Below are 21,403 nucleotides of genomic sequence, written 5' to 3' on the forward strand. Positions count from 1 at the left end.
GTGCGCCCTCAGAGCAGGCCGAGGCGCGCGAGGCGGCGGCGCGCGGCCGCCTCGCTCGGCCCCGTCTCCCCGAGGGCGCGGCCGACCACCGCCAGGGTGAGCCCGGCGGCGCTGCGCGTGGGCAGCGGCACGGGGCCCAGCCGCGGACGCTCGAGACCGAGCAGGTCCAGCCGGTCCCCGGGCAGCGAGTCCACGACGGCGGCGAACAGGGCCCGGTAGCCCGGCAGCAGCACGGGGTCCAGGGGAGGGCGGCGCAGGAACGCCACGACGTCGTCCACCCGCGGGCCTCCGGCGAGGCGGGGGCCGAAGGACCGGAGGCGCTCGTCCAGCTCGGCCTCGGAGCGCGGCGGCCGCTCCACGCCCATCAGCCGGCCCGCCACGGCCCACTCCCGCACGTAGGCGTCCGGCCCGCCCGGGATCGGCCCGCCCCACCGCTGGTGGGAGCGCAGGAACGCGTCCGTGAACGCCAGGTGGACCCACTCGGCGAGCTCGGGGTCGTTCGCGCAGTACGGGCGCCGCACGCCGTCGGCCCCGGTGTAGGTGCCGCGCACGCCGTCGTGGATCCGGCGGACGTGCGCCGAGGCCCGGTGCGCGGCGGTGGTGTCCCCGTAGGTGACGGTGAAGATCCACCGGATGGTCCCGGCGAGGCGCCCCAGGGGGTCGCTCCGGTAGTCCGAGTGCTCGACGACGCCGGCCAGCGCCCCCGGGTGCAGGGCCTGGGTGAGCAGGGCGCGCACGCCCGCGGGGATGGTCGCCATCGACCCGTGCACGGCCCACACCGCCGAACCGGGCCGGAAGTGCCCGGCGTCCTGGCCGTCGGCCAGCGCCAGCTCCCACTCCGGCACCCGGTCCGCCTGTCCGGCGAAGGTCGTGCGCAGCCTGTCCTGCAGCGGCGCCATCAGTCCCACGTCGAGCCCCTTCCGTCCCGGTGACCGGTCGGGCCCATCATGGCCGCCGCCTCCGACATCCGCGGCGGCGCGCCGCGCAGGACCGCGCCCGGATCCGCCACCGGGGCGGGGCCGCACCGGGCAGGGCCGGGAGCTCAGGGCCCTTCGGAGCCCCCGGGGACCAGTCCTGCCAGGGGCCCGCCCCGGAGGAAGCGCACGAGGGCGGGGGAGCGGGTGACCACCGTCTCCTGGTAGCGGCCCGGCAGCTCGGGGTCCTTGCCGATGACCAGCTGCTCGACGTCGTCGTCCAGGAACATCGCCATGGTGCCCCGCAGCAGCTCCAGCACCGCGTCGTCGCCGAGCAGGGCGCGCACGGCGCCGGGCAGCCGGACGGTGCGCGCACCGTCGAGGACCAGGTCTGCGAAGTCGGGCGTGTCGCCCTCGGACCACCGGGCCGTGGACGCGGCGGCGACCGCCCCGACGGCCTCGACCGCGAGGGTCACGACGATGGTCGCCTCCGTCAGCGCCGTCCGGACGTCCTCCGCGCGGCCCCGCTCGCGGTTCCGCCGCCAGCGGCTCGGACGGGTGCGGTCCACCACCAGGTACTCCAGCTGCAGCCTGCCCCGGCAGTCCTCCAGGAAGGAGACGGTGACGGTCTCGGCGGGGCAGTCCTCCCGGACGGCGGCGTAGGCCCGGCGCAGCAGGTCCTGCAGGTCGGTGGAGCCGCGGCCGAGCGTGCGCGCCGAGAGGCGCACGGGCCGGCCGTGCTCGTCGAGGCAGCGCACCGTGATCGGGACGCGTGCCACCGTGGTGTCGAGGGGGGAGTCCACGCTGACGTCAGGCCTTCCTGTGCGGTCGGGGAGAGGTCATCAGTCTAGATGCGCAGTCATGATCTGCCCGCGCCCGACTCGTCGCCCGTTGTGGGGACAACCGTGCTCTCACCAGCGGCGACGGCCGGGCCGGAGGCGTTTCCGCGGTCCGGTCCGGCCGTCCCTCCGTGCGCAGGGCCGATCAGGGCCAGGAGCCCTCCTCGGCGTGGGCGACGAACAGCTCGCGGATCTCGCACCCGCGGGGCTGGCCGAGGGCGAACAGGACGGCGTTGGCGACGTTCTCCGGATCGTTGAGCTGGGAGTCGTCCTGCGGCTTGTACTGCTCGTCCCGGTCGTCGAAGAAGTGCGTCTTCATGCCGCCCGGGATGAGCTGGGTGACGCCGACCTCGCCCTTGAGCTCCGCGGCGAGGGCCTGGGTGAAGCCCAGCACCCCGAACTTGGAGGCGCAGTACGCCGTCGCGTCCGAGACGCCCTTCAGCGCCAGGGTGGAGGCCACGGTGACGACCCGCCCCCGGGACTCCCGCAGGGCGGGCAGCGCCGCACGCACCGTGGACACGGTGCCGAACAGGTTGACCTGCACGACCTTCTCCCACTCGGTGCTCGCCACGTCCTCGAGCCGGCCGCAGCGGTCGATGCCGGCCGCGGTGACGACCGCGTCCAGACCGCCGGCGTCCGTCACGGCCCGGCGCACCGCCTCGGTCACCGCGGCGGTGTCCGCCACGTCGACCTCGTAGGCGGTGACGCCGGTGAGCGTGCTGATGTCCCGGTCCAGGACGATGGGGGTGCCGCCGTTGTCGCGGACCGCCTCCGCCACGGCGGCGCCGAGCCCGGAGGCACCGCCGGTGATCAGCACCCGGCCGGGATTGGTGGGCTGGAGACTCATGCAACTTCCTCTCTGCTGGACACGGCCGCGCCCACGGCCGGTGCCGCGGGCGGGCGTGCTGCTCCTCGTCGGAACAGGGGGCAGGCGCCGCGGGTGCGGCGGCCTGGCCCTGCTACCGTAGCCGCTCCCGAGCCGTTCATCAGTATGCTCATCAGGACGGCCCCCGGGGTGTCCGCACCCGCACGGCCGGAGGACGCCCGCCCGCACGGAGAAGGAGTTCCATGACCACCGCAGCACCCGCCACCGCCCCGACGACCGAGCTGACCGTGCAGGATCCGCGGGACGGGTCCACGGTCGGCACCCTGGCCGCCGCCACGGAGGAGGAGGTGCGGGCCGCGGTCGAGACCGCCCGCGCCGCCGCCCGGGACTGGGCCCGGACCGCCCCCGAGGAGCGCGGTAAGGCCCTGCGCGCGGCCGCCGACCGTCTGGCCGCCCACGCCCAGGAGCTCGCCGCGCTCAACGCCCGCGAGACCGGCAAGCCCGTCGAGGAGTCCCTGGGCGGGGTCATGGCAGGGGTCGGCACACTCCACCAGTACGCCGAGCTCGGCCCGGTGCACCGGGGCCACAGCCTGCGCGGCAGCGTGCTCGCGGCCGACTACACGGTCGCGGAGCCGCGCGGCGTCGTCGTCGCCCTCACCCCGTGGAACGACCCCGTGGCCGTGGCCGCGGGCCTGCTGGGCGCGGCGATCGTCACCGGCAACACCGTGGTGCACAAGCCGAGCGAACGGTGCCCCCACCTCGGAGCCCGCCTCGGGGAGATCCTCGCCGGGGTCCTGCCGGCCGGCGTGCTCGGCACCGTCACCGGAGGCGCCGCCGTGGGGCAGCTGCTCACGGCGCTGCCCGGCGTCGACGTCCTCGCCCACGTCGGCTCCACCGCCACGGGGGAGGCCATCGCCCGCGCGGCGGTCGGCACCGGCGCCCACGTGGTCCGGGAGAACGGCGGCAACGACGCCCTGGTGGTCGACGACGACGTCGACCCCGTCTGGGCCGCCGGGCAGGCCGCCCTCGGCGCGTTCGCGAACTCGGGCCAGATCTGCGTGGCGGTCGAGCGGATCTACGTCCACCGCGGCGTCGCCGAGCCGTTCCTCGAGGCGCTCGCCGAGGAGGCGCGCCGGCGCAACACCGACGGCACGCTCGCGCCGCTGGTCGACGAGCGGCTGCGCGAGGAGGTCCACCGCCAGGTCGCCGAGAGCGTCGCCCAGGGGGCGGTCGTGCTCGAGGGCGCCCAGGTCCCGGAGGGCCCCGGCGCGTTCTACCCGGCCACCGTGCTGCGCGGGTGCACCCCCGCGATGGCCGTGATGACCGAGGAGACGTTCGGGCCCGTGGCGCCGGTCCAGGTCGTCGACAGCTTCGACGAGGGGCTCCGGCTGGCCGCCGCCGACCGCTACGGGCTGGCCGCCACCGTGCTCACCGGCCGGATCGCCCACGCCCAGCGCGCCGTGGCCGAGCTGCCCGTGGGCACGCTCAAGGTCAACAACGTCTTCGGCGGCGCCCCGGGCGGTGCGGCGCAGCCGCGGCGGGCGTCCGGCGCGGGCTTCGGCTACGGCCCCGAGCTCCTCGACGAGATGACCCAGGTGAAGGTCGTGCACCTGGAGATGCCGCCCGAGGCCGGCTGAGCACTGGCCGCGGCCCCCGTGGGCCCGGGCCGCGGAACCCGGGTCCTCACCGCCGGCGCCGGGGCTCGAGCAGCCCCCGGACCCGGTCCGAGGGCTGCTCGCCCAGCTCCGCCGCGAGGGCCGAGCGGTACTCCTGGAACGCCCGCCGGGCCTCGGCCTCGTTGCCGAGAGCGAGGTGGGCGCGGAGCAGCAGGCGCACGGCGCTCTCGCGCAGGGGAGCGGCGTCTCGGACCGTCCGGGCCAGCGCGAGGGCGTGGTGGACCTCGCCGCGGAGGAGGCAGAGCTCGGCCCGCTCCTCCACGGCGTTGACGTAGAGCTCCTGCAGCCGGGCCTGCTCCTCGACCACCCAGTCGTCGTACCAGCCCGGCAGCAGCGCCACCCGGGGCCGGTCCAGCACCCAGGCGTCGTCCCGCTCGGCGGACCAGGACGCCACGGGGCGCACGACCAGCTCGAGCAGACGGTGCAGGTCCACGTCCACCGCCCCGGAGAGCGCGAGGTCGCCGCCGCGGCCCGCGAGGGCCCCCGGCACGCGCCGGGACAGGGTGAAGACGGCCGCGCGCAGACTGCCGAGCGCGTGGTCCTCCGGGCACTCCGGCCACAGCAGGCCGGCGAGGTAGTGCCGGGACCGGGGGCCGTGGACCGCCAGCGCCGCCAGGAGCCGCTGCTGCCGCGCCCCGGTGTGCACCGGGGCGCCCTGCACGGCGAGGTCCCAGCTCCCCAGCAGGTGCAGCGTGATCGGCCTCCGCTCGCCCATGATCCCGCTCCCCCCGGCTGACCAGGCACAACGTCCGCGCCCGGGTTCCACCGCCATGCTCTGCCGCGGGATGGGGGAAGTCAACGGGATGTCGTGCCCCGCCGCGAGTGCGTCCGTGCCGGGTCCCTGCCGGGTCCCCGCGCGGCGGGGGTCCGGGGCGGAGGCCGGGCCGGCCGCCCCGCCGGGGCTCAGAAGCGGCGGCGGACCCGGATGGTGTTGGCCAGGCGCCGGACCTTGGGCACGTTGGTGGAGAGCACGAGATAGCCGGTGAGCGTGCCCACGGTGGTCGCGCCGCCGGCGATCAGGGGGGTGTGGAACTTCCGCCACCGTTCCGGGTCGGACGCCAGGATGTGGGCCATGCCGTTGATGGACGCGGCGATCACCGCGCCGGCCACCACCTGGTGGCCGATCTTCTCGCCGCGCTTGAGCAGCGGCTCGAACTCGTCGGCGCGCAGGTGGACGTCGAAGCCGCCGCGCTCCAGCACCACGATGAGCCGCCGGAGGTACTCGGGGGCCTCCACGCCCATCTGCACCGCGTCCTGCAGGATGTCGCGCACCCGCTTGGCCAGGATCTCGGGGGAGAGCCGGTGCAGCACGAACCGCTGGGCGTACGGGGCGAGGACCGAGACGAGGTCGAACTCCGGGTCCAGGCCGGTGCCCACGGACTCCGCCGTGACGAGCATCCGCAGGAACAGGGCGGACTCGCGCGGCAGGTGCATCCGGTAGCGGCGCAGCATCCCGATGAGGTCGCCCATCAGGTGGCCCACCCGCACCTCGTGCAGGGGCTTGTTCGCGTAGCGGCGCAGCAGGATCGCCACGTCCCGCTCGAGGTCCTTCTTGTTGACGTCCAGCTCCTGCGAGGTCAGCCCCAGCAGCCCCGCGGCGACCCGCCGCGGGTTCTCCTGCACCACGCCGAGCATCAGGGTCACCAGGTGGTCCCGGAACTCGTCGGTGAGGGTGCCCATCATCCCGAAGTCGATGATCCCGATCCGCCCGCCGGTCTCCACGAAGAGGTTCCCGGGGTGCGGGTCCGCGTGGAAGAAGCCGTGCTCGAAGATCATCCGGCAGATGGCCTCGGTCGAGTCCACGGCCAGCAGGTGCCGGTCGAGCCCGGCGGCCTCGAGGGCGGGGTAGTCGTTGATCTTGATCCCGCGGATCCGCTCCATCGTGAGGATCCGGGAGGTCGAGGCCTCCCAGAAGATCTCCGGGACGTGCACCCGGGGGTCGCCCCTGAAGTTCTCGGCCATCCGCTGGGCGTTGCGGGCCTCCGTGAGGTAGTCCAGCTCGTCCCGCAGGGACTGGGCGAACTCGTCCGCCAGACCCACGAGGTCGAAGTGCTGCACCGCCGGCCAGTAGGTGGACAGCAGCTTGGCCAGCTCCGCGAGGATCTCGAGGTCGCGGTTGACCTCCTCGACGACGCCGGGGCGGCGCACCTTCACGACGACGTCCACCCCCTTGTAGACGGCCGCGTGCGCCTGGCCGATCGAGCCCGTGGCGAGCGGCACGGGGTCGATCTCGGCGAGGATCTCCTCGGCGGCGGAGTCGGGCTCCGACTCGATCATCGCCCGGATCCGCTCCGGCGGCACCGGGGGCGTGCTGTCCTGCAGCCGGGTCAGCTCCTGCACGTACCGCGGCGGCAGCAGGTCCGGCCGGGTCGAGACCACCTGGCCGAGCTTCACGAACGTGGGACCGAGCTCCTCGAGGGCCTGCCGCAGGTGGACCGGCTGGCTGTAGAGCTTGTCGGGGTCGATGAGCCGGACCCGGGCCAGCGGTGCGCGCCACTCCTCCTTGATCCCGCCGAGGGCGAAGCCGAAGCCGTGCTTCGAGAGGACCTCGAGGATCTGGAGGAAGCGTTCCCGGCGGCTGATCATCGGCGGGCCGCTCCGGTGCTCATCCGGGCGAGGTAGAAGGACATGAAGCCGGTCGCGACGGCCACGATGAAGCACAGCGCGCTCACCAGCGGTTCGATGCCGAGGAAGACCACGCCCACCCCGCCCAGCAGCACGGTCATGGCCAGCAGCGTCCACACGGCCACGTGCACCCGGCCGAGCACGCCGGTCCCCGGGCCGGCGGACGAGCGCTGAGCGGACACGTCGTCGTCGTGCCCGGCGCGCTCCGCGCCCCCGGACCCCGCCGCGGAGACGGCCAGGCCCTTGCGCCACTTCTTCGCGTTGCGCGAGCGGTCGGCCTCGGCCGGGACGTAGGCGTCCGGGACGGGGAAGCTGCCGCCGGGCGGCAGGAGCTCGGGGACGTCGTTGGGCAGCTGCTCGAACCACTCCGCGGGGATGTCCTCCGGACGCGCGGCCTGGAGGGTCATCGAGACCTCGAAGGCCGAGCCGCGGATGGTGCCCCACACCGCGGTGAGCTTCTCCTGCTGGAAGGCGTGGTCGATGATCGGGATGAACTGCTGGGACATCTGGGTGGAGAGCCGGCCCACCTGGCGGCGCTCGTAGAGCACGTCGACGATGTCCAGGGTCTGCCCGTGGTGGTTGCGGACCTTGTTCGTCTCCAGGGTCAGCATCACGCGGCCCTCCCCGGACGGGGGGATGACGCTGTGCAGGTACTCGGCGAACTCCTGCTCGTCCAGGACCTTGATCGACGGGCCCTGCGGCAGCACCGCGGCCTGCGCCGGGGGCGTGTTGAGCGGGAACAGCAGGTCCGGGGCCGCGATCGACAGCCGCGCCGCGGCGTCGACCTCCGCCTGCCCGTCCTGGCGCAGGACCGTGGCCTCCAGCTTCAGCGGCGCCACCGGCGTGTAGCCGGACGCGATGACCCGCGCGAGGTAGGGCCAGTACCGCTGCGCGTCCTGCTGGGCGAGGTGGCCGATCTTGTTGGGCCCGATCCGCACCGAGACGGTGTGGGGGTCGAAGGGGTTGTCCGGCTCCGGGACCAGCGCCGCGTTGCCCGTCCAGGTGCGCAGCTTGCCGAAGGACAGACCGCCGAACACCCGCATGATCTCGGTGTCGTAGAAGTTCTCCGTGACGATCTCCAGAGAGCCGCGGTCGTTGAGCGCGTAGTCGGTCATGGTCTCCCTCGATGGAGCTGGGGCATCAAGTCGTCAATAGCTTCTCACGATTCCCGTGACGCCCGGTCCACCGCCGGGCCCGTACGGTGTCCGCGCTGACTGGTGCAATGATGGCCGATCAGGACACCGGGCGGGCCCCGGTGACGCCCCGGGACGAGAGCCGGACCGGGACCCCCGAAGGAGGCGCGCGGATGCCCCAGGGCCAGGACCTCCCGCCCGAGCCGGACCGCCCGGCGGTGGACGTCGACGTGCTGCGCACGCTCTTCCTCAGCCCCGGCGACTGGATCCACCGGCGCGTGGAGTCCGTGCTGATGAGCCCCGACGGGGTCACCCGCCGGAAGGTCTCCCTCGACGTCGACCTCGCCGTGCGCGCCCCGTGGCCGGCCGACGGCGCCGGCCGGCTGCTGGTGCCCGTGACCATCCAGGCCAAGCAGCCCCTGCGCAACTTCGACGCCGTCTGCCAGGGCGACCCCGTCCCGGTCCTCAGCACCGAGGACAACGGGGCGCTCGCCGAGCTGCTGCTGCGCGGACTGATCCCGGAGCAGCTGCCGCTGGCCGAGGCGGCCGTCCTGGCGGACGACCACGTCCCGGCGATCGTGCACGCCCCCGAGCTGCTCGTGGAGGACGCCCTCGACGGGTTCTGGGCCTACTGCGAGCACCTGCGCGCCGTCGTCCAGGAGCTCGTCGACCGGGGGCGGCTGCCGGCGGAGGACGCCGAGCACTGGGAGGCCGACCTCGCCCTGTTCACCACCGTGGCCGACCAGCTGGCCCGCGGCTTCCTGCTGACCTTCGCGCTGCCCGCCGAGTTCGCGGGGCGCCGGCTCGTGCTCAAGTACTCGATGGACGAGCAGTACGCCGCCGGCCGGAGACCGCGCGCCCGGGACCGGCTGCGGCACTGCTGGATGCCCTGGGTGGGCCGGGTCGGCCTGCACGACCTCGCGTCCTGCCGCAGCTTCCACCTGGAGCTGACGGTGCCCCCGGAGGTCCGGCTGCACGAGTTCACGGTCCTCTCGCACGAGGGCGGGCGCCCCGGCGGGCCGGGCGGCTCGCACCGGGCGGTGGACCGGGTGCTCGCCGAGGACCGCGCCGTGCGGCGGTGGCCCGGGGCGGTGCGCGGCCACCTGGCGCTGCGGCCCACGTCCCGGTTCGACGACGCCTTCTGCGAGATGGTGATCCTGCCGGCCCGGCAGGGGATCACGGCGTTCGCCTCCGTGGCGGTCAGCCTCATCACCGCGGTCCTGCTGCTCGTGGGGCTCGTCGCCACCGTGCGGGAGCACGTCCTGGGGCCGGGCTGGCAGGTGCCCTCCGCGGCGGCCTCGATCGTGATGTCCGTGGTGGCGGTGCTGCTGTCCTGGATCAACCGGCAGCCCGAGCACGACATCTCCGTGCGCGTGATGCGCCCCCTGCGCTACGCGCTGAACCTGGAGGCGCTGGTCATGCTGATGCTCGCCGGCGCGGCCTCCGTCCCCTTCACCCCGGTGGCGGCCGCGGCGTACTGGTCGGTGCTCGTGCTGCTGCACGTGCTGTCCCTCGTGCTCGTGGCGCGCACCTGGTGGGTGCGGCGGTCCGTGGACCGGGGCTGGTTCACGTCCCGGGCGCGGCGGCACGGCCGATGACCGGCGGCGCTCTGTTCAGTGGGGCGGCGGCCTCCTACACTGGAGGTGTCACGGAAAGGATCCACCATGGCCTATGACGCCCGGACCGGTCCGCAGGCGCCCCAGCCGCGCCGCGAGCACCGCAACGACTCCAAGGTGAACCTGCTGCAGCTGGGCAACTCGTCGATGTCGCTCGGCCAGAGCCTCGACCGGCGGGTCTTCAAGTCCAACGAGGACGCCCAGCGCGCCGTCGACCGCGTGCTGCGCCGCTCGGGGCGCCCCGCCACCTGAGCCCGCGCCGCCCGGAACCGCCGGGTCCCCCGGACCGTCGCAGTCCCCCCGGTGCGCACCGGGGGGACTGCTGTTGCCCGGAGGACCCGGGGCCGGCCTCGGCGTGCGGGGGTCAGGGGCGCGCCGCCGCCTGCGCCCGCAGCGCCCGCAGCAGGTGGTCCCGCTCCTCGACCAGGATCCGGCGCAGGGCGGCGGGCGCCCCGGCGTGGTTGCTCAGCCACAGCTCCGTGCGGGCGAGCACCGGGTGGTGCTCGGGGTCGTGCCCCGGCTCGAGATCGGCGCCGGCGGGGTAGAGCCCCTGCACGATGCGGGTGGCCATCCCGATGGACCGGCGCGCCCACACCTCCTCCAGCATGGCGAAGTACCGCTCCCGGTACGGCTCCACCAGCTCCGCCGGGCCCAGCTGGAAGCCGGCGACCGTGGCGCTCAGCAGGTCGTTGGACAGCTCGTCACCGGTGATCGCGTCCCAGGCCTCCGCCTTGGCCCGGGGGAGCGGGCGGGCGGCGCGGGCCCGGGCCCAGCCGACCTGCCCGGTGCGGGTCCGGTCGGCGGCGCGCTCCCGTTCCAGGGCGGCGTCCAGGACGGGGTCCTCGCCGTGGCCGGTGGCCGCGAGCGCCGTCCACAGCGCCCAGCGCAGGTCCGAGCCCAGCCGCAGCCCGGGCAGCGCGTCCCGCCCGCCCAGGAGGTCGCGCAACCATCCGGCGTGGCTGCCGTCGCGCCGGGCCGTGCGGGCGGTGAGCCGGGCGAGGGCCAGCTGCCGGTCGCTGCCCGGATCCGCCCGGCGCAGCTCCCGGACGGCGGCGTCGAGCAGCCGGCCCCGAAGCCGGGCCCGCCGGGCGGTCGGGGTGAAGCGCTCGACGGCCTCCACGGCGTGGTCCACGGCGGTGGAGAACATTCCGGTCTGCGGCTCGGCGAAGCCGTGGTCCAGGACGGCGCCCACCCAGTCCCCGGGGTCGAGCTCGGCGTCCCGGGTGGCGTTCCACAGCCCCGACCACAGCTGGGCGCGGGCCATGTCGTCCTCCACGGAGGACAGGGAGCTCAGGGCCGTGGTGAGCGAGAGCGGGTCCAGGCGGGTCTTGGCGTAGGTGAGGTCCTCGTCGTTGACCACCAGCAGCGGCGCGGTCGAGCCCACGAGCTCGGGGACCTCCACGGAGGACTCGGCGGGCAGGTCCACGCTGACCGTGCCGGTGCGCACCAGGACGTCCCCGGGACCGCGCTCGTAGCCGCCGAGCAGCAGCCGGTGCGGGCGCAGCACCCCGGCGCCGGGGTCCTGGAGCAGCGCCGCGAAGGTGACGGTGCCGTCGTCGTCCCGGGCGAGGTCCAGGGCCAGCGAGGTGACGCCGGAGGTGCCCAGCCAGGACTCCGCCCAGCCGCGCACGTCCCGCCCGGAGGCCTCCTCGAGCACGGCCAGGAAGTCCTCCAGGGTGGTGGACCCGTAGGCGTGGCGGCGGAAGTAGGCGCGGCACGCGTCGACGAACGCGCCGTAGCCCACGAACGCCACGAGCTGCTTGAGCACCGCGGCGCCCTTGGCGTAGGTGATGCCGTCGAAGTTCTGCCGGGCGGCCTCGAGGTCGTGGATGTCGGCGACCACCGGGTGCGTGGTGGGCAGCTGGTCCTGCCGGTAGGCCCAGGCCTTCCGGCGGTCCGCGAACGCGATCCACGCCTCCTCGAAATCCGTGGCCTGCACCGACGCGTGCGCCCCCATGAACTCGGCGAAGGACTCCTTGAGCCACAGGTCATCCCACCACGTCATGGTGACGAGGTCCCCGAACCACATGTGGGACATCTCGTGCATGAGGGTGTTCGCCCGCCCCTGGTACTGGGCGCGGGTGGCCCCGTCCGGGAACAGGTACTCCTCGGTGAAGGTCACCAGCCCGGGGTTCTCCATGGCACCCAGGTTGTACTCGGGCACGAACGCCTGCTCGTACTTCCCGAACGGGTACGGGTAGCCGAACAGCTCGGTGAAGAACGTCAGTCCCTGCCGGGTGAGGTCGAACAGCTCGCGGGCGCCGGTGGCCGCGTCGAGGTGCTCGGCCAGCGAGGCGCGGCAGTACAGGGCCAGCGGCACGGACATGCGGCTGCCGTCCTCGAAGGAGTGCCGCCACTCGCCCGCCACCCGGTGGTACGGGCCCGCCAGCACCGTGGTGATGTACGTGGAGATCCGCTCCGTAGGGGCGAACTCGTGGCGCACCGCCCCGGGCCGCTCGGCCTCCGGAGCGGGGGACGCCGCCATGCGCACCCCGTTGGAGGAGACCTGCCAGCCGTCCGGGGCCAGGACCGTGAACCGGAAGGACGCCTTGAGGTCCGGCTGCTCGAAGTTCGCGAAGACCCGGCGGGCGTCCGCCGGCTCGTACTGGGTGTACAGGTAGACCCGGCCGTCGGCCGGGTCCACGAACCGGTGCATCCCCTCCCCGGAGCGGGAGTACAGCCCCCGCCCGGCCACCGTGACCTCGTTGGCCGCCTCGAGGGACGGCAGCCGGATCCGGGCGCCCTCCACGACGTCGTCCGGGTCCAGCTCCCGGCCGTTGACCGTCACCGACTCCACGGAGCGGCCGATGAAGTCCAGGAACGTCTGGGCGCCCTCCTCCGCGGCGAAGCGCACCGTGGTCACGGACCGGAACGAGTCCGCCTCCGGGTCCGGCGCGGTGGACAGGTCCAGCAGGACGTCGTAGCTCTCCACGGCGACGAGCTCGGAACGGTCGGCGGTCTCGCGGCGGGTCAGGTTGTCGTTGCGCACCGTGCCATTGAACCACCCGGGCCGGTCCGCCCGCCGGGCCCTGCCGTGCCGGGCCGCGGACAATCCGGGTCTGGACGGCCGGGCCCCGGGCGGCCGTAGGCTGGGCCGCAACCCCGCCCGCCCGCACCAGGAGGACACCATGGCCGACCAGGACCGCCGCACGGTGCTCGCCGGCGCGCTGCTGGGGGCGGGCACCGCCGCCTCCGTGGTGGACCTCGCCGTCTTCCACCTGCTCCTGCACTGGCACCACTTCTACGACCTCTCCACCACCGGTGTCGCCCTCGCCTCGGACGGAATCTTCCACGCCGTCGGCTGGTTCGTCACCGTGGGCTCCCTGTTCCTGCTGGCCGACATCCGCCGCCGCGGCGCCATGTCCTGGGGCCGCTGGACCGGGGGGCTGCTCGCGGGCCTCGGCGCGTTCCAGCTCCTCGACGGCGTGGTCCTGCACAAGGTCCTCCGGATCCACCAGATCCGCTACGACGTGGACCTGCTGGTCTACGACGCCGCCTGGATCGGCACGGCCGTGCTCGCGCTCGCCGCGGGACTCGTGCTCCTGCGCCGGACCCGCCCGCACCGGACCGCCCGCCCCCGCCGGTGACGCACGACCACGGGACCACCGGCTGGGCCCTCTTCGACGCGACGGTGCTCGCCCTGCTCGTCCTGGGCGCGGCCGGCTGGGTCGCGGGGCTGTGGGCGGCACGGCACCGCGGCCCGTGGCCGGCGCACCGCACGGTGCTGTGGTGCGCGGGGCTGCTCTGCGCCGGCACGGCGCTGGTCGGCCCCCTGGCCGAGGCCGCCCGCGCCGGCTTCACCGCCCACATGGCCGGGCACCTACTGCTGGGGATGGCCGCCCCGCTGCTGCTGGTGCTCGCCGCCCCGGTGACCCTGGCGCTGCGCGCGCTGCCCGTGGCCCGGGCCCGCGCCCTGTCCCGTCTCCTGCGCACGCCGCCCGTCCGGGCGCTGACCCGTCCGGTGGTGGCCGGGACGCTCAACGCGGGCGGCCTGTGGCTGCTCTACACCACCGGGCTCCACGGCCTGATGCACGCCTCCGTGGCCGTGCACGCGGCGGTGCACCTCCACGTCCTCCTCGCGGGCTGCGTCTTCACCGCCGCCGTGGTCGGGGTGGACCCGGACCCGCACCGGGGGTCCTTCCGGGTGCGGGCGGCGGTGCTGGTCGGCTTCGTGGCGGCCCACTCGGCGCTCGCCAAGCACCTGTACGGGCACCCTCCGGAGGGGGTGGGGGCGGCCGACGCCAGCGCGGGGGCGCAGCTCATGTACTACGGCGGGGACGTGGTGGACGTCGCCCTGATGGTGGTGCTCTTCGCCCAGTGGTACGCCGCCGGGCGGCCCCGCGCCGGGGCGGCCCGGCCCGTCTCCTGAGAACCGGTCACTCCCCGGGCGCCGCGTCCCGGCGGGCCTCCAGCTCGGCCACGAGCTCTTCGTGGCGGTCCTGGGTGACGGGGTGGGGGCCGTCGGCGTTCACCAGGTACTCGTGCTCGAGCTGGCAGACGACCCTGCTGTGCAGGACCTGCAGCTCCACGAGGGAGAGCGCGGAGAGCTCCGCGGGGAAATCACAGTCCGGGCTCAGGCACGTGTCGCAGTCCCGGGTGCCCCCGGCGCCGGTGCCGGCCGGGGACCGGACGACGTCGACGCCGCTCACGCCGCCACCCCGCCCGGTTCGGCGCCGTTCCAGCGCGCGGGCGCCGGCGCGTGCGCCCCGGCCGTGGGGCGGGCCGCCTCGGCGAGACCGAACGGCGCCGGACGGGTGAGCACCCGGACCGCGCCGCCGGACTCCGGGAGGGGGTCGTGGTCCAGGGACCAGCGCAGCAGGTCCAGACCGCCCGGGTCCACGTGCTGGGCGCCCGTGAGGTCCACGACGACGGCCGCACCGGGCACCAGGGTGCGGGCGCGGGCGACGAGCGGGGTCAGGACGCGGTGGTTGCGCTCGGTGAGATCGCCGGTGACCACCAGGTGCACGCACCGGGTGTCCAGCTCGATCTGCACGACGACGGACAGGGAGTGGTCCATGGAGGGGTCCTTCCACGACAGGACGTCACGGCCGGCTGCTCGACCCGTGCCATCGAGCCTAGACGCCCGTGACCTGGGTCACCAGTCGTTGCGCCGACTCGTTATCGGACGTGACGGTGCTGCGGGCCCTCCCGCCGAGCGGCCGGGGCGGCACCCGGGGGCGACACGAAACGTATATCAGCCGCCTGATCGTTCTGTGCCATACTCCCGTTCATGAACTACCTGGGCGTCAACGCGATCTTCCACGACCCCGCGGCGGCCCTCGTCGTGGACGGCACCGTGGTGGCCGCGGCGGAGGAGGAGCGCTTCTCCCGCCGCAAGCACGGCAAGCGCCCCGTGCCGTTCTCGGCGTGGGAGCTGCCCGAGCAGGCGATGCGCTGGTGCCTCGCCGAGGCCGGGCTCACGCCCGCCGACCTGGATGCCGTCGGCTACTCCTTCGACCCCGCGATCGCCGCCGAGATGCCGGACGACCCGTACGACCCCGTGCGCGTGGACTACGCCCGGCGCGCCGCCGGGTTCCTCGCCGAGGCGCTGCCGGGCCTGGACCGCGACAAGGTCCGGTTCGTGGAGCACCACGTGGCCCACGCCGCCTCCGCCGGGCTCGCCGCCCCCACGCGCACGAGCAGCGTCCTGGTGGTCGACGGCCGCGGCGAGGCGCACTCGCACCTGGCCGGCCGCTACCGGGACGGGGAGCTGGAGATCCTGCACCGCCAGGCCCTGCCCGAGTCCCTCGGCCTGCTCTACGAGTCCCTCACCGACCACCTGGGCTTCCTGCGCTCGAGCGACGAGTTCAAGGTCATGGCGCTCGCCTCCTACGGAGAGCCCCGCTTCCTGCCCGAGCTGCGCGAGATCGTCCGTGCCACGGGCGACGGCGGCTTCCGTGCCCAGGCCCCCGACTGGACCCGCTTCGCGCCCCGCCGGATCGACGACGGCACCTGGGGCGGCGACCACGCCGATCTCGCCGCCTCGGTCCAGGCCGTGGTCGAGGAGGTCCTGGTGGACCTGGCCACCTGGCTGCACGAGCAGACCGGGGACACGGTGCTCACCATGGCCGGCGGCACAGCCCTGAACTGCGTGGCCAATTCCCGGATCTGGCGCGAGACGCCCTTCGAGGAGGTCTGGGTCCAGCCCGCCTCCGGGGACTCCGGGACCGCCCTCGGCGCCGCCCTGCACCTGGCCCAGGAGGCCGGGGACCTCGGCGCGCCCCAGCCCACCGCGGCCCTCGGGCGCAGCTGGTCCGGCGAGGAGCTGGCGCAGTGGCTGAGCACCGCGCAGGTGCCCTTCACCACCCCGGAGGACCTCGCCGGCGAGGTCGCCGACATCCTCGCCGGCAACGGCGTGATCGCCTGGTTCGAGGGCCGCAGCGAGTTCGGGCCCCGGGCGCTGGGCCGCCGGTCCCTCCTGGCGAACCCGATCCACCCCGACAACCTCGAACGGCTCAACGACGTCAAGGGCCGCGAGCAGTTCCGGCCGGTGGCGCCCATGGTCCTCGAGGAGCGCGCCGCGGAGATCTTCGGCGGCGGGCCGCTGCCCAGCCCCTTCATGCTCTTCGTGCACGACGTGGCCCCCGAGTGGCGCGAGCGGATCCCCACGGTCACCCACGTGGACGGCACCGCCCGGATCCAGACGGTCACCGACGAGGACAACGCCGGGATCGCCGCGCTGCTGCGGGCCTTCGACGAGCGCACGGGCGTGCCCGTCGTCGTCAACACCTCGCTCAACACCGCCGGCCGGCCCATGGTCGACGACCCGCGCGACGCCCTCGAGCTCTTCGGCTCCGCTCCGGTGGCCGCGCTTGTGCTCGGCCCGCACCTGGTCCGCCGCGCCGCCTTCTTCGAGGGGGCCGAGTGACGGCCGCGCCCACGACCTACGCCGTGGTCGTCCCCTCGATGGGACGGCCGAGCCTGCAGTGGCTGCTGGACACCCTCGCCGCCCAGGACGTCGACGCGGACCACCCGGGACCGCTCGAGGTCGTGGTGGTGGACGACCGGCCCGGCGACGTGGAGCCGCTGCGGCCCAGCGTGCCCGGCACCGTGGCCTGGACCGTGCGCACCGTCCGCGGCTACGGGCGGGGCCCGGCCGCCGCGCGCAACCGCGGCTGGCGGGTCGCCCGCCGCTCGGGGGCGCAGTGGGTCGCCTTCCTCGACGACGACGTGGAGCTGCCGGCCGGCTGGGCGCAGCGTCTGGCCGAGGACCTCGCCGCGTGCGGCCCGGAGGTCGGCGCGACCCAGGGCCGGATCGACGTCCCCCTCCCGGGCTCCCGCCGGCCCACCGACTGGGAGCGCAACACCGCGTCCCTGCAGGACGCGGACTGGGCGACCGCGGACATGGCCTACCGCACGGCCGCGCTCGAGGCCGTCTCCGGCTTCGACGAGCGCTTCCCCCGGGCCTACCGGGAGGACGCCGACCTCGCGCTGCGCGTGCGCCGGGCCGGGTGGCAGCTGGTGCGCGGGCAGCGCCGGATCACCCACCCCGTGCGTCCCGCCGACGACCTCGTGAGCCTGCGCGTGCAGGCCGGCAACGCCGACGACGCCCTGATGCGCCGGCTGCACGGGCCCGACTGGCGCCGTGCGGCCGAGGCTCCCCCCGGGGGCTTCCGCTGGCACGCCGCGACGGTCGCCGCCCTGGGCGCCACGGGCGCGGGCGCCGGCGCGGCGCTCACCGCCACCGCCCTGGGACACCGGCCCGCCCGGCGCTCCGCCCTGGCCGCGGCCGGCGCCGGCGCCGCGGCGTGGGGCTGGCTGACCGGCCGGTTCGTGCTGCTGCGCACGGTCCCGGGGCCACGTCCCGGCGACCCCGAGTTCCTGCCCGAGCTCAGCCGCATGGTCCGCACCAGCGTCACGATCCCCGTGGCCGCCGTGCGGCACAAGGCGCGTGGCTGGTGGCGGCACCGGGGGACCGGGCCCTGGCCCGTCCCGGTGCGCGCCGTGCTCTTCGACCGGGACGGCACCCTGGTCCACGACGTGCCCTACAACGGCGACCCGGACGCGGTCGAGCTGGTCCCCGGGGCCCGGGAGGCGGTCGACGCCGTGCGCGCGGCCGGGCTGCGGGTGGGCGTGGTGTCCAACCAGTCCGGCATCGGCCGCGGCCTGCTGACCCGCGAGCAGGTCGACGCCGTCAACGCCCGCGTGGCCGAGCTGCTCGGCCCCTTCGACACCTGGCAGCTGTGCCCGCACGCCCCCGAGCAGGACTGCACGTGCCGCAAGCCCCGGCCCGGCATGGTGCTGGCCGCGGCCGCGGAGCTGGGGGTGGACCCCTCCGAGTGCGTGCTCGTCGGCGACATCGGCGCGGACGTGGAGGCCGCCCAGGCCGCCGGCGCGCGCAGCGTCCTGGTCCCCACGCCGGTGACCCGCGAGGAGGAGGTGGCGGCCGCCCCGGTGGTCGCCCGGACCCTGCGCGAGGCCGTCGCCGCCGTCCTGGCCCCCGCGGCGGACGGGGGGACGGCCGCCCGGCCCGACGCCCGCCCGGTCTCGGCCGGGGCCCGGGGCTGATCGTGGGCCGCACCCTCGCCGTCCGCCTCGACTCGGACGGGGACGTCCTGCTGACCGGGCCCGCGGTGCGGGCCCTGGCCCGGCTGGGGAACCCGGTGGACCTGCTGGCCTCCCCGTCCGGTGCCGCGGCCGCCCGCCTGCTGCCGGACGTGGACGAGGTCCTCGAGTACTCGGCGCCGTGGTCGGGCTTCCGGCCCCCGCCCGTGGACCGGGAGACGACCGAGGACCTGGTGGACGCCCTCGCCGCCCGCGGCTACGACCTCGCCGTGGTGTTCACGTCCTTCCACCAGAGCCCCCTGCCCATGGCGCTGCTGGCCCGGCTCGCCGGGATCGACCGCGTGGTCGCCACGAGCGAGGACTACCCCGGGTCGCTGCTGGACGTCCGGCACCGCCGCGCGGACCCGCCCGGCGGGGGCCACGAGGTCGAGGCGGCGTGTGCGCTCGCCGTCGCGGCGGGCGCCCCCGAGCCCGCCGCCGCCGACCTGCGCCTGGCCGTGCGCCGCCCGCTCCCGCAGCTCCCGGCCGAGGTGTCGGCGCTGCCGGACGGGTTCGTGGCGCTGCACCCCGGCGCCTCGGTCCCGTCCCGCGGGCTCACCGCCGAGCACGCCGGGGCCCTCGCGGCAGGACTCGCCGCGGCCGGGCGCCCGGTCGTCCTCACCGGCGGGCCGGGGGAGCGGGAGCTCACCGCGGCTGCCCGCGCCGCGGCCCGGGAGGCCGCCCCGGACGGCACGGTGCTGGACCTCGCCGGCCGGACCGACCTGCCCGGCCTGGCCGCCGTGCTGGACGCCGCCGCGTGCGTCGTCGTCGGCAACACCGGACCCGCGCACCTGGCCGCGGCCGTGGGCACCCCGGTGGTCTCCCTCTTCTCCCCGGTCGTGCCGCCCGAGCGCTGGGCGCCCTGGGGCGTGCCCGTCGTGCTGCTCGGGGACCAGGGCGCGGACTGCCGCGGCTCCCGCGCCCGCGACTGCCCCGTGCCCGGCCACCCGTGCCTGTCCTCCGTGCCCCCGGCGGCCGTGCTCGCGGCCGTCGAGGAGCTCGTGCACGGCGCTCCCGGGGCCCTCGCCACTGTTCCCGAACCGGAAGGAGGACGCGGGTGCGCATCCTGACCTGGCACGTCCACGGATCGTGGACGACATCGTTCGTGCACGGTCCCCACACCTATCTGCTGCCCGTCGTCGCCGACCGCGGCCCCGACGGCCGCGGCCGGGCCGAGACCTGGGACTGGCCGGCGGCCGCCGTCGAGTGCACGCCCGAGGAGCTGGCCGGCACCGCGTTCGACGTCGTCCTGCTGCAGCGGCCCCACGAGCTGGAGCTGCTCGAGCGGTGGACCGGGCGCCGGGCCGGGACCGACGTCCCGGCGGTCTACGTGGAGCACGACACCCCGCGCGGGCCCGCCGTGGCCACCCGCCACCCCCTGGCCGGGCGCTCCGACATCCCCGTGGTCCACGTGACGCACTTCAACCGGATGATGTGGGACAACGGGGACGCGCCCACCGAGGTCGTGGAGCACGGCGTCCTGGACCCCGGACCGCTCTACACGGGACGCACGGCCAGCCTGGCCGCCGTGGTCAACGAGCCCGTCCGGCGCGGGCGGATCGCGGGCACCGACCTGCTGACCGCGCTGGCCCGCGAGCTGCCCGTGGACGTGTACGGCATGGGGATGGACCAGCTCGCCGAGCAAGCGCCCCACATGGCCGGGCGGCTGCACGAGAACTATCCTCAGGAGAAGCTGCACGCGGCGCTCGGCGAGCACCGGGCCTACTACCACCCCTACCGGTGGACGAGCCTGGGCCTGGCGCTGCTGGAGGCGATGACCATCGGGATGCCGGTGCTCGGGCTCTCGACCACCGAGGCGCCCCGGGCGGTCCCGCCCGGGGCGGGGCTGCTCTCCAACGACCCGGAGGCCCTCGCCGCCCGCGCCCGGCACTGGCTGGACGATCCCGGTGCGGCGGCCGCCGCGGGCGCCGCCGCCCGCGAGCACGCCCTGGAACACTACGGCGCGGACCGCTTCCTCGCGGAGTGGGACCGCATCCTGGAGAAGGTGACAGCATGAGAATCGCAATGGTCTCCGAGCACGCCAGCCCGCTGGCCGCGCTCGGCGGGGTCGACGCCGGGGGGCAGAACGTCTACGTGGCCGCCCTCGCGGCGGGTCTCGCCCGGCTGGGCCACGACGTCGTCGTGTACACCCGCCGCGACGACGCCCGGCTGCCCGACGTGGTCGAGCTCGCCCCCGGGGCGCAGGTGGTCCACGTCCCGGCGGGCCCCCCGAGCCTCCTGCCCAAGGACGACCTCGCCCCGTACATGGACGAGTTCGGCCGCTGGCTCGCCCGCGACTGGGCCCACCGCGGGGTCCCCGACCTCGTGCACGCCCACTTCTGGATGTCCGGGATCGCGGCCCGCCGCGCCGCGGAGACGATGCAGATCCCGGTGGTGCAGACCTTCCACGCGCTCGGGGCCGTCAAGCGCCGCCACCAGGGCGCGGCCGACACCAGCCCCACCGGCCGGCTCGCGGCCGAGAACGAGCTCGTCGCCGCGGCGGACCTCGTCCTGGCCACCTGCCGGGACGAACAGGCCGAGCTCCTGGCCCTCGGCGGGGACCCCGCACGGATTGACGTGGTCCCGTGCGGCGTGGACCTCGACGCCTTCGTCCCCGTGCCGCCGCCCGCCGGCGACCGGCGGCCCCGGATCGTGGCGCTCGGCCGGCTCGTGGAGCGCAAGGGCGTGGACGTCGTCGTGCGCGCCCTCGCCGAGCTGCCGGACGCGGAGCTCGTCGTGGCCGGCGGCCCCGCCCGCGCCGAGCTGGACCGGGACCCCGAGGCCCTGCGGCTGCGGGCGCTGGCCCGGGAGCTCGGCGTGGCCGAGCGCGTGGAGCTGCTCGGCCGCGTGGACCACGACGACGCCGCCGCGCTGCTCGCCACCGCAGACGTCGTGGCCTGCACCCCCTGGTACGAGCCGTTCGGCATGGTCCCGCTCGAGGCGATGGCGTGCGCCCGCCCCGTGGTGGGCAGCGCCGTGGGCGGGCTGCTCGACAGCATCGAGGACGGCGTGACCGGCCTGCACGTGCCCCCGCGGGACGTCGCCGGGACCGCGGCCGCCCTGCGCACCCTGCTGGCGGACCCCGAGCTGGCCGCCCGCATGGGGCGCGCCGGGCGGGAGCGCGTGGAGCGGCTCTTCGGCTGGCGGCACGTGGCCCAGGAGACCGAGCGGTCCTACGCCCGCGTCGCCGCCCGGCACCGCCGGGAGCACCCGCCGCTGCTCCGGCAGAC

The 21,403-nt window shown here is 75.6% G+C and carries 18 protein-coding genes and 1 pseudogene; 10 read left to right on the plus strand and 9 right to left on the minus strand.

Features of this window, described 5'->3' with window-relative positions; all coding sequences use genetic code 11:
• Positions 1-8: 8 nt before the first annotated feature.
• The 3 genes from ACZ2G1_RS02285 to ACZ2G1_RS02295 all read right to left on the minus strand — a co-directional run bounded on the left by ACZ2G1_RS02285 (position 9) and on the right by ACZ2G1_RS02295 (position 2,600).
• Positions 9-899, minus strand: a complete 891-nt coding sequence (locus ACZ2G1_RS02285; protein ID WP_272026894.1) for an oxygenase MpaB family protein — start codon at positions 897-899, stop codon at positions 9-11.
• A 143-nt stretch (positions 900-1,042) separates the two neighbouring features.
• A complete protein-coding gene (locus ACZ2G1_RS02290) occupies positions 1,043-1,717 on the minus strand; it encodes a hypothetical protein (RefSeq protein ID WP_115162635.1) in 675 nt (224 codons plus the stop codon).
• 181 nt (positions 1,718-1,898) lie between these two features.
• Positions 1,899-2,600: an SDR family oxidoreductase gene (locus ACZ2G1_RS02295; RefSeq protein ID WP_470377421.1), complete on the minus strand. Its 702-nt coding sequence runs from the start codon at positions 2,598-2,600 to the stop codon at positions 1,899-1,901.
• A 221-nt stretch (positions 2,601-2,821) separates the two neighbouring features.
• Between ACZ2G1_RS02295 and ACZ2G1_RS02300 the strand changes: the two genes are divergently transcribed.
• A complete protein-coding gene (locus ACZ2G1_RS02300) occupies positions 2,822-4,216 on the plus strand; it encodes an aldehyde dehydrogenase family protein (RefSeq protein WP_035923949.1) in 1,395 nt (464 codons plus the stop codon).
• A gap of 46 nt (positions 4,217-4,262) precedes the next feature.
• Here ACZ2G1_RS02300 and ACZ2G1_RS02305 read toward each other — a convergent pair whose 3' ends face one another.
• The 3 genes from ACZ2G1_RS02305 to ACZ2G1_RS02315 form a co-directional block, all read right to left on the minus strand.
• Positions 4,263-4,970, minus strand: coding sequence for an AfsR/SARP family transcriptional regulator (locus ACZ2G1_RS02305; RefSeq protein WP_470377422.1), 708 nt, complete (start codon positions 4,968-4,970; stop codon positions 4,263-4,265).
• Between the two features lie 188 nt (positions 4,971-5,158).
• The gene (locus ACZ2G1_RS02310) at positions 5,159-6,841 is read right to left on the minus strand and encodes an ABC1 kinase family protein (protein ID WP_017834333.1); all 1,683 of its coding nucleotides are present in this window, start codon (positions 6,839-6,841) and stop codon (positions 5,159-5,161) included.
• Positions 6,838-7,995, minus strand: a complete 1,158-nt coding sequence (locus tag ACZ2G1_RS02315) for a hypothetical protein (protein ID WP_017834332.1) — start codon at positions 7,993-7,995, stop codon at positions 6,838-6,840. Before ACZ2G1_RS02315 ends, ACZ2G1_RS02310 begins: the two co-directional genes overlap by 4 nt.
• A 191-nt stretch (positions 7,996-8,186) precedes the next feature.
• On the opposite strand from ACZ2G1_RS02315, the gene ACZ2G1_RS02320 reads away from it, so the two are divergent.
• Both ACZ2G1_RS02320 and ACZ2G1_RS02325 read left to right on the plus strand, forming a co-directional pair.
• On the plus strand, positions 8,187-9,611 hold the full coding sequence (locus tag ACZ2G1_RS02320) for a hypothetical protein (protein WP_136341423.1): 1,425 nt from the start codon (positions 8,187-8,189) through the stop codon (positions 9,609-9,611).
• Between the two features lie 66 nt (positions 9,612-9,677).
• Positions 9,678-9,881, plus strand: a complete 204-nt coding sequence (locus ACZ2G1_RS02325) for a hypothetical protein (RefSeq protein WP_017834330.1) — start codon at positions 9,678-9,680, stop codon at positions 9,879-9,881.
• A gap of 112 nt (positions 9,882-9,993) precedes the next feature.
• Here ACZ2G1_RS02325 and pepN read toward each other — a convergent pair whose 3' ends face one another.
• Positions 9,994-12,618, minus strand: coding sequence for an aminopeptidase N (pepN, locus tag ACZ2G1_RS02330; protein ID WP_035923946.1), 2,625 nt, complete (start codon positions 12,616-12,618; stop codon positions 9,994-9,996).
• 139 nt (positions 12,619-12,757) lie between these two features.
• Here pepN and ACZ2G1_RS02335 point away from each other — a divergent pair, with 139 nt between their 5' ends.
• Both ACZ2G1_RS02335 and ACZ2G1_RS02340 read left to right on the plus strand, forming a co-directional pair.
• The gene (locus tag ACZ2G1_RS02335; protein WP_115162641.1) at positions 12,758-13,216 is read left to right on the plus strand and encodes a DUF2243 domain-containing protein; all 459 of its coding nucleotides are present in this window, start codon (positions 12,758-12,760) and stop codon (positions 13,214-13,216) included.
• Positions 13,213-13,998 carry a cytochrome c oxidase assembly protein gene (locus ACZ2G1_RS02340; protein ID WP_115162642.1) on the plus strand — a complete coding sequence of 262 codons (786 nt, stop codon included), beginning with the start codon at positions 13,213-13,215 and terminating at the stop codon, positions 13,996-13,998. The genes ACZ2G1_RS02335 and ACZ2G1_RS02340 overlap by 4 nt, the downstream gene beginning before the upstream one ends.
• Positions 13,999-14,005: 7 nt before the next feature.
• Here the strand turns inward: ACZ2G1_RS02340 and ACZ2G1_RS02345 are convergent, their stop codons facing one another.
• Together ACZ2G1_RS02345 and ACZ2G1_RS02350 are read right to left on the minus strand one after the other, a co-directional pair.
• Positions 14,006-14,278, minus strand: a complete 273-nt coding sequence (locus ACZ2G1_RS02345) for a hypothetical protein (RefSeq protein ID WP_115162643.1) — start codon at positions 14,276-14,278, stop codon at positions 14,006-14,008.
• A complete protein-coding gene (locus ACZ2G1_RS02350) occupies positions 14,275-14,646 on the minus strand; it encodes a hypothetical protein (RefSeq protein ID WP_115162644.1) in 372 nt (123 codons plus the stop codon). Before ACZ2G1_RS02350 ends, ACZ2G1_RS02345 begins: the two co-directional genes overlap by 4 nt.
• A 213-nt stretch (positions 14,647-14,859) precedes the next feature.
• Here ACZ2G1_RS02350 and ACZ2G1_RS02355 point away from each other — a divergent pair, with 213 nt between their 5' ends.
• The 5 genes and pseudogenes from ACZ2G1_RS02355 to ACZ2G1_RS02375 all read left to right on the plus strand — a co-directional run.
• Positions 14,860-16,497, plus strand: a complete 1,638-nt coding sequence (locus ACZ2G1_RS02355) for a carbamoyltransferase family protein (RefSeq protein WP_470377423.1) — start codon at positions 14,860-14,862, stop codon at positions 16,495-16,497.
• Complete coding sequence (locus ACZ2G1_RS02360; protein WP_172604867.1) at positions 16,494-18,137, plus strand: HAD-IIIA family hydrolase; 1,644 nt, start codon at positions 16,494-16,496, stop codon at positions 18,135-18,137. The genes ACZ2G1_RS02355 and ACZ2G1_RS02360 overlap by 4 nt, the downstream gene beginning before the upstream one ends.
• Before the next feature lie 2 nt (positions 18,138-18,139).
• A complete protein-coding gene (locus ACZ2G1_RS02365; protein ID WP_017834322.1) occupies positions 18,140-19,243 on the plus strand; it encodes a glycosyltransferase family 9 protein in 1,104 nt (367 codons plus the stop codon).
• Complete coding sequence (locus ACZ2G1_RS02370; protein ID WP_470377424.1) at positions 19,231-20,190, plus strand: glycosyltransferase; 960 nt, start codon at positions 19,231-19,233, stop codon at positions 20,188-20,190. The genes ACZ2G1_RS02365 and ACZ2G1_RS02370 overlap by 13 nt, the downstream gene beginning before the upstream one ends.
• Positions 20,187-21,365: pseudogene (locus ACZ2G1_RS02375) on the plus strand (glycosyltransferase); the annotation flags it as partial. The gene ACZ2G1_RS02370 and the pseudogene ACZ2G1_RS02375, both read left to right, overlap by 4 nt.
• Positions 21,366-21,403: the final 38 nt, after the last annotated feature.

Source organism: Kocuria sp. KKT182, from assembly GCF_055635395.1.

Bases quoted from the DNA above. Each gene is read 5' to 3' on its own strand.
- ACZ2G1_RS02320 (WP_136341423.1), top strand. From the start codon at position 8,187: ATGCCCCAGGGCCAGGACCTCCCGCCCGAGCCGGACCGCCCGGCGGTG.
- ACZ2G1_RS02335 (WP_115162641.1), top strand. From the start codon at position 12,758: ATGGCCGACCAGGACCGCCGCACGGTGCTCGCCGGCGCGCTGCTGGGG.
- ACZ2G1_RS02295 (WP_470377421.1), bottom strand. From the start codon at position 2,600: ATGAGTCTCCAGCCCACCAATCCCGGCCGGGTGCTGATCACCGGCGGT.
- ACZ2G1_RS02300 (WP_035923949.1), top strand. From the start codon at position 2,822: ATGACCACCGCAGCACCCGCCACCGCCCCGACGACCGAGCTGACCGTG.
- ACZ2G1_RS02315 (WP_017834332.1), bottom strand. From the start codon at position 7,995: ATGACCGACTACGCGCTCAACGACCGCGGCTCTCTGGAGATCGTCACG.
- ACZ2G1_RS02350 (WP_115162644.1), bottom strand. From the start codon at position 14,646: ATGGACCACTCCCTGTCCGTCGTCGTGCAGATCGAGCTGGACACCCGG.
- ACZ2G1_RS02310 (WP_017834333.1), bottom strand. From the start codon at position 6,841: ATGATCAGCCGCCGGGAACGCTTCCTCCAGATCCTCGAGGTCCTCTCG.
- ACZ2G1_RS02355 (WP_470377423.1), top strand. From the start codon at position 14,860: ATGAACTACCTGGGCGTCAACGCGATCTTCCACGACCCCGCGGCGGCC.
- ACZ2G1_RS02325 (WP_017834330.1), top strand. From the start codon at position 9,678: ATGGCCTATGACGCCCGGACCGGTCCGCAGGCGCCCCAGCCGCGCCGC.
- ACZ2G1_RS02305 (WP_470377422.1), bottom strand. From the start codon at position 4,970: ATGGGCGAGCGGAGGCCGATCACGCTGCACCTGCTGGGGAGCTGGGAC.
- ACZ2G1_RS02285 (WP_272026894.1), bottom strand. From the start codon at position 899: ATGGCGCCGCTGCAGGACAGGCTGCGCACGACCTTCGCCGGACAGGCG.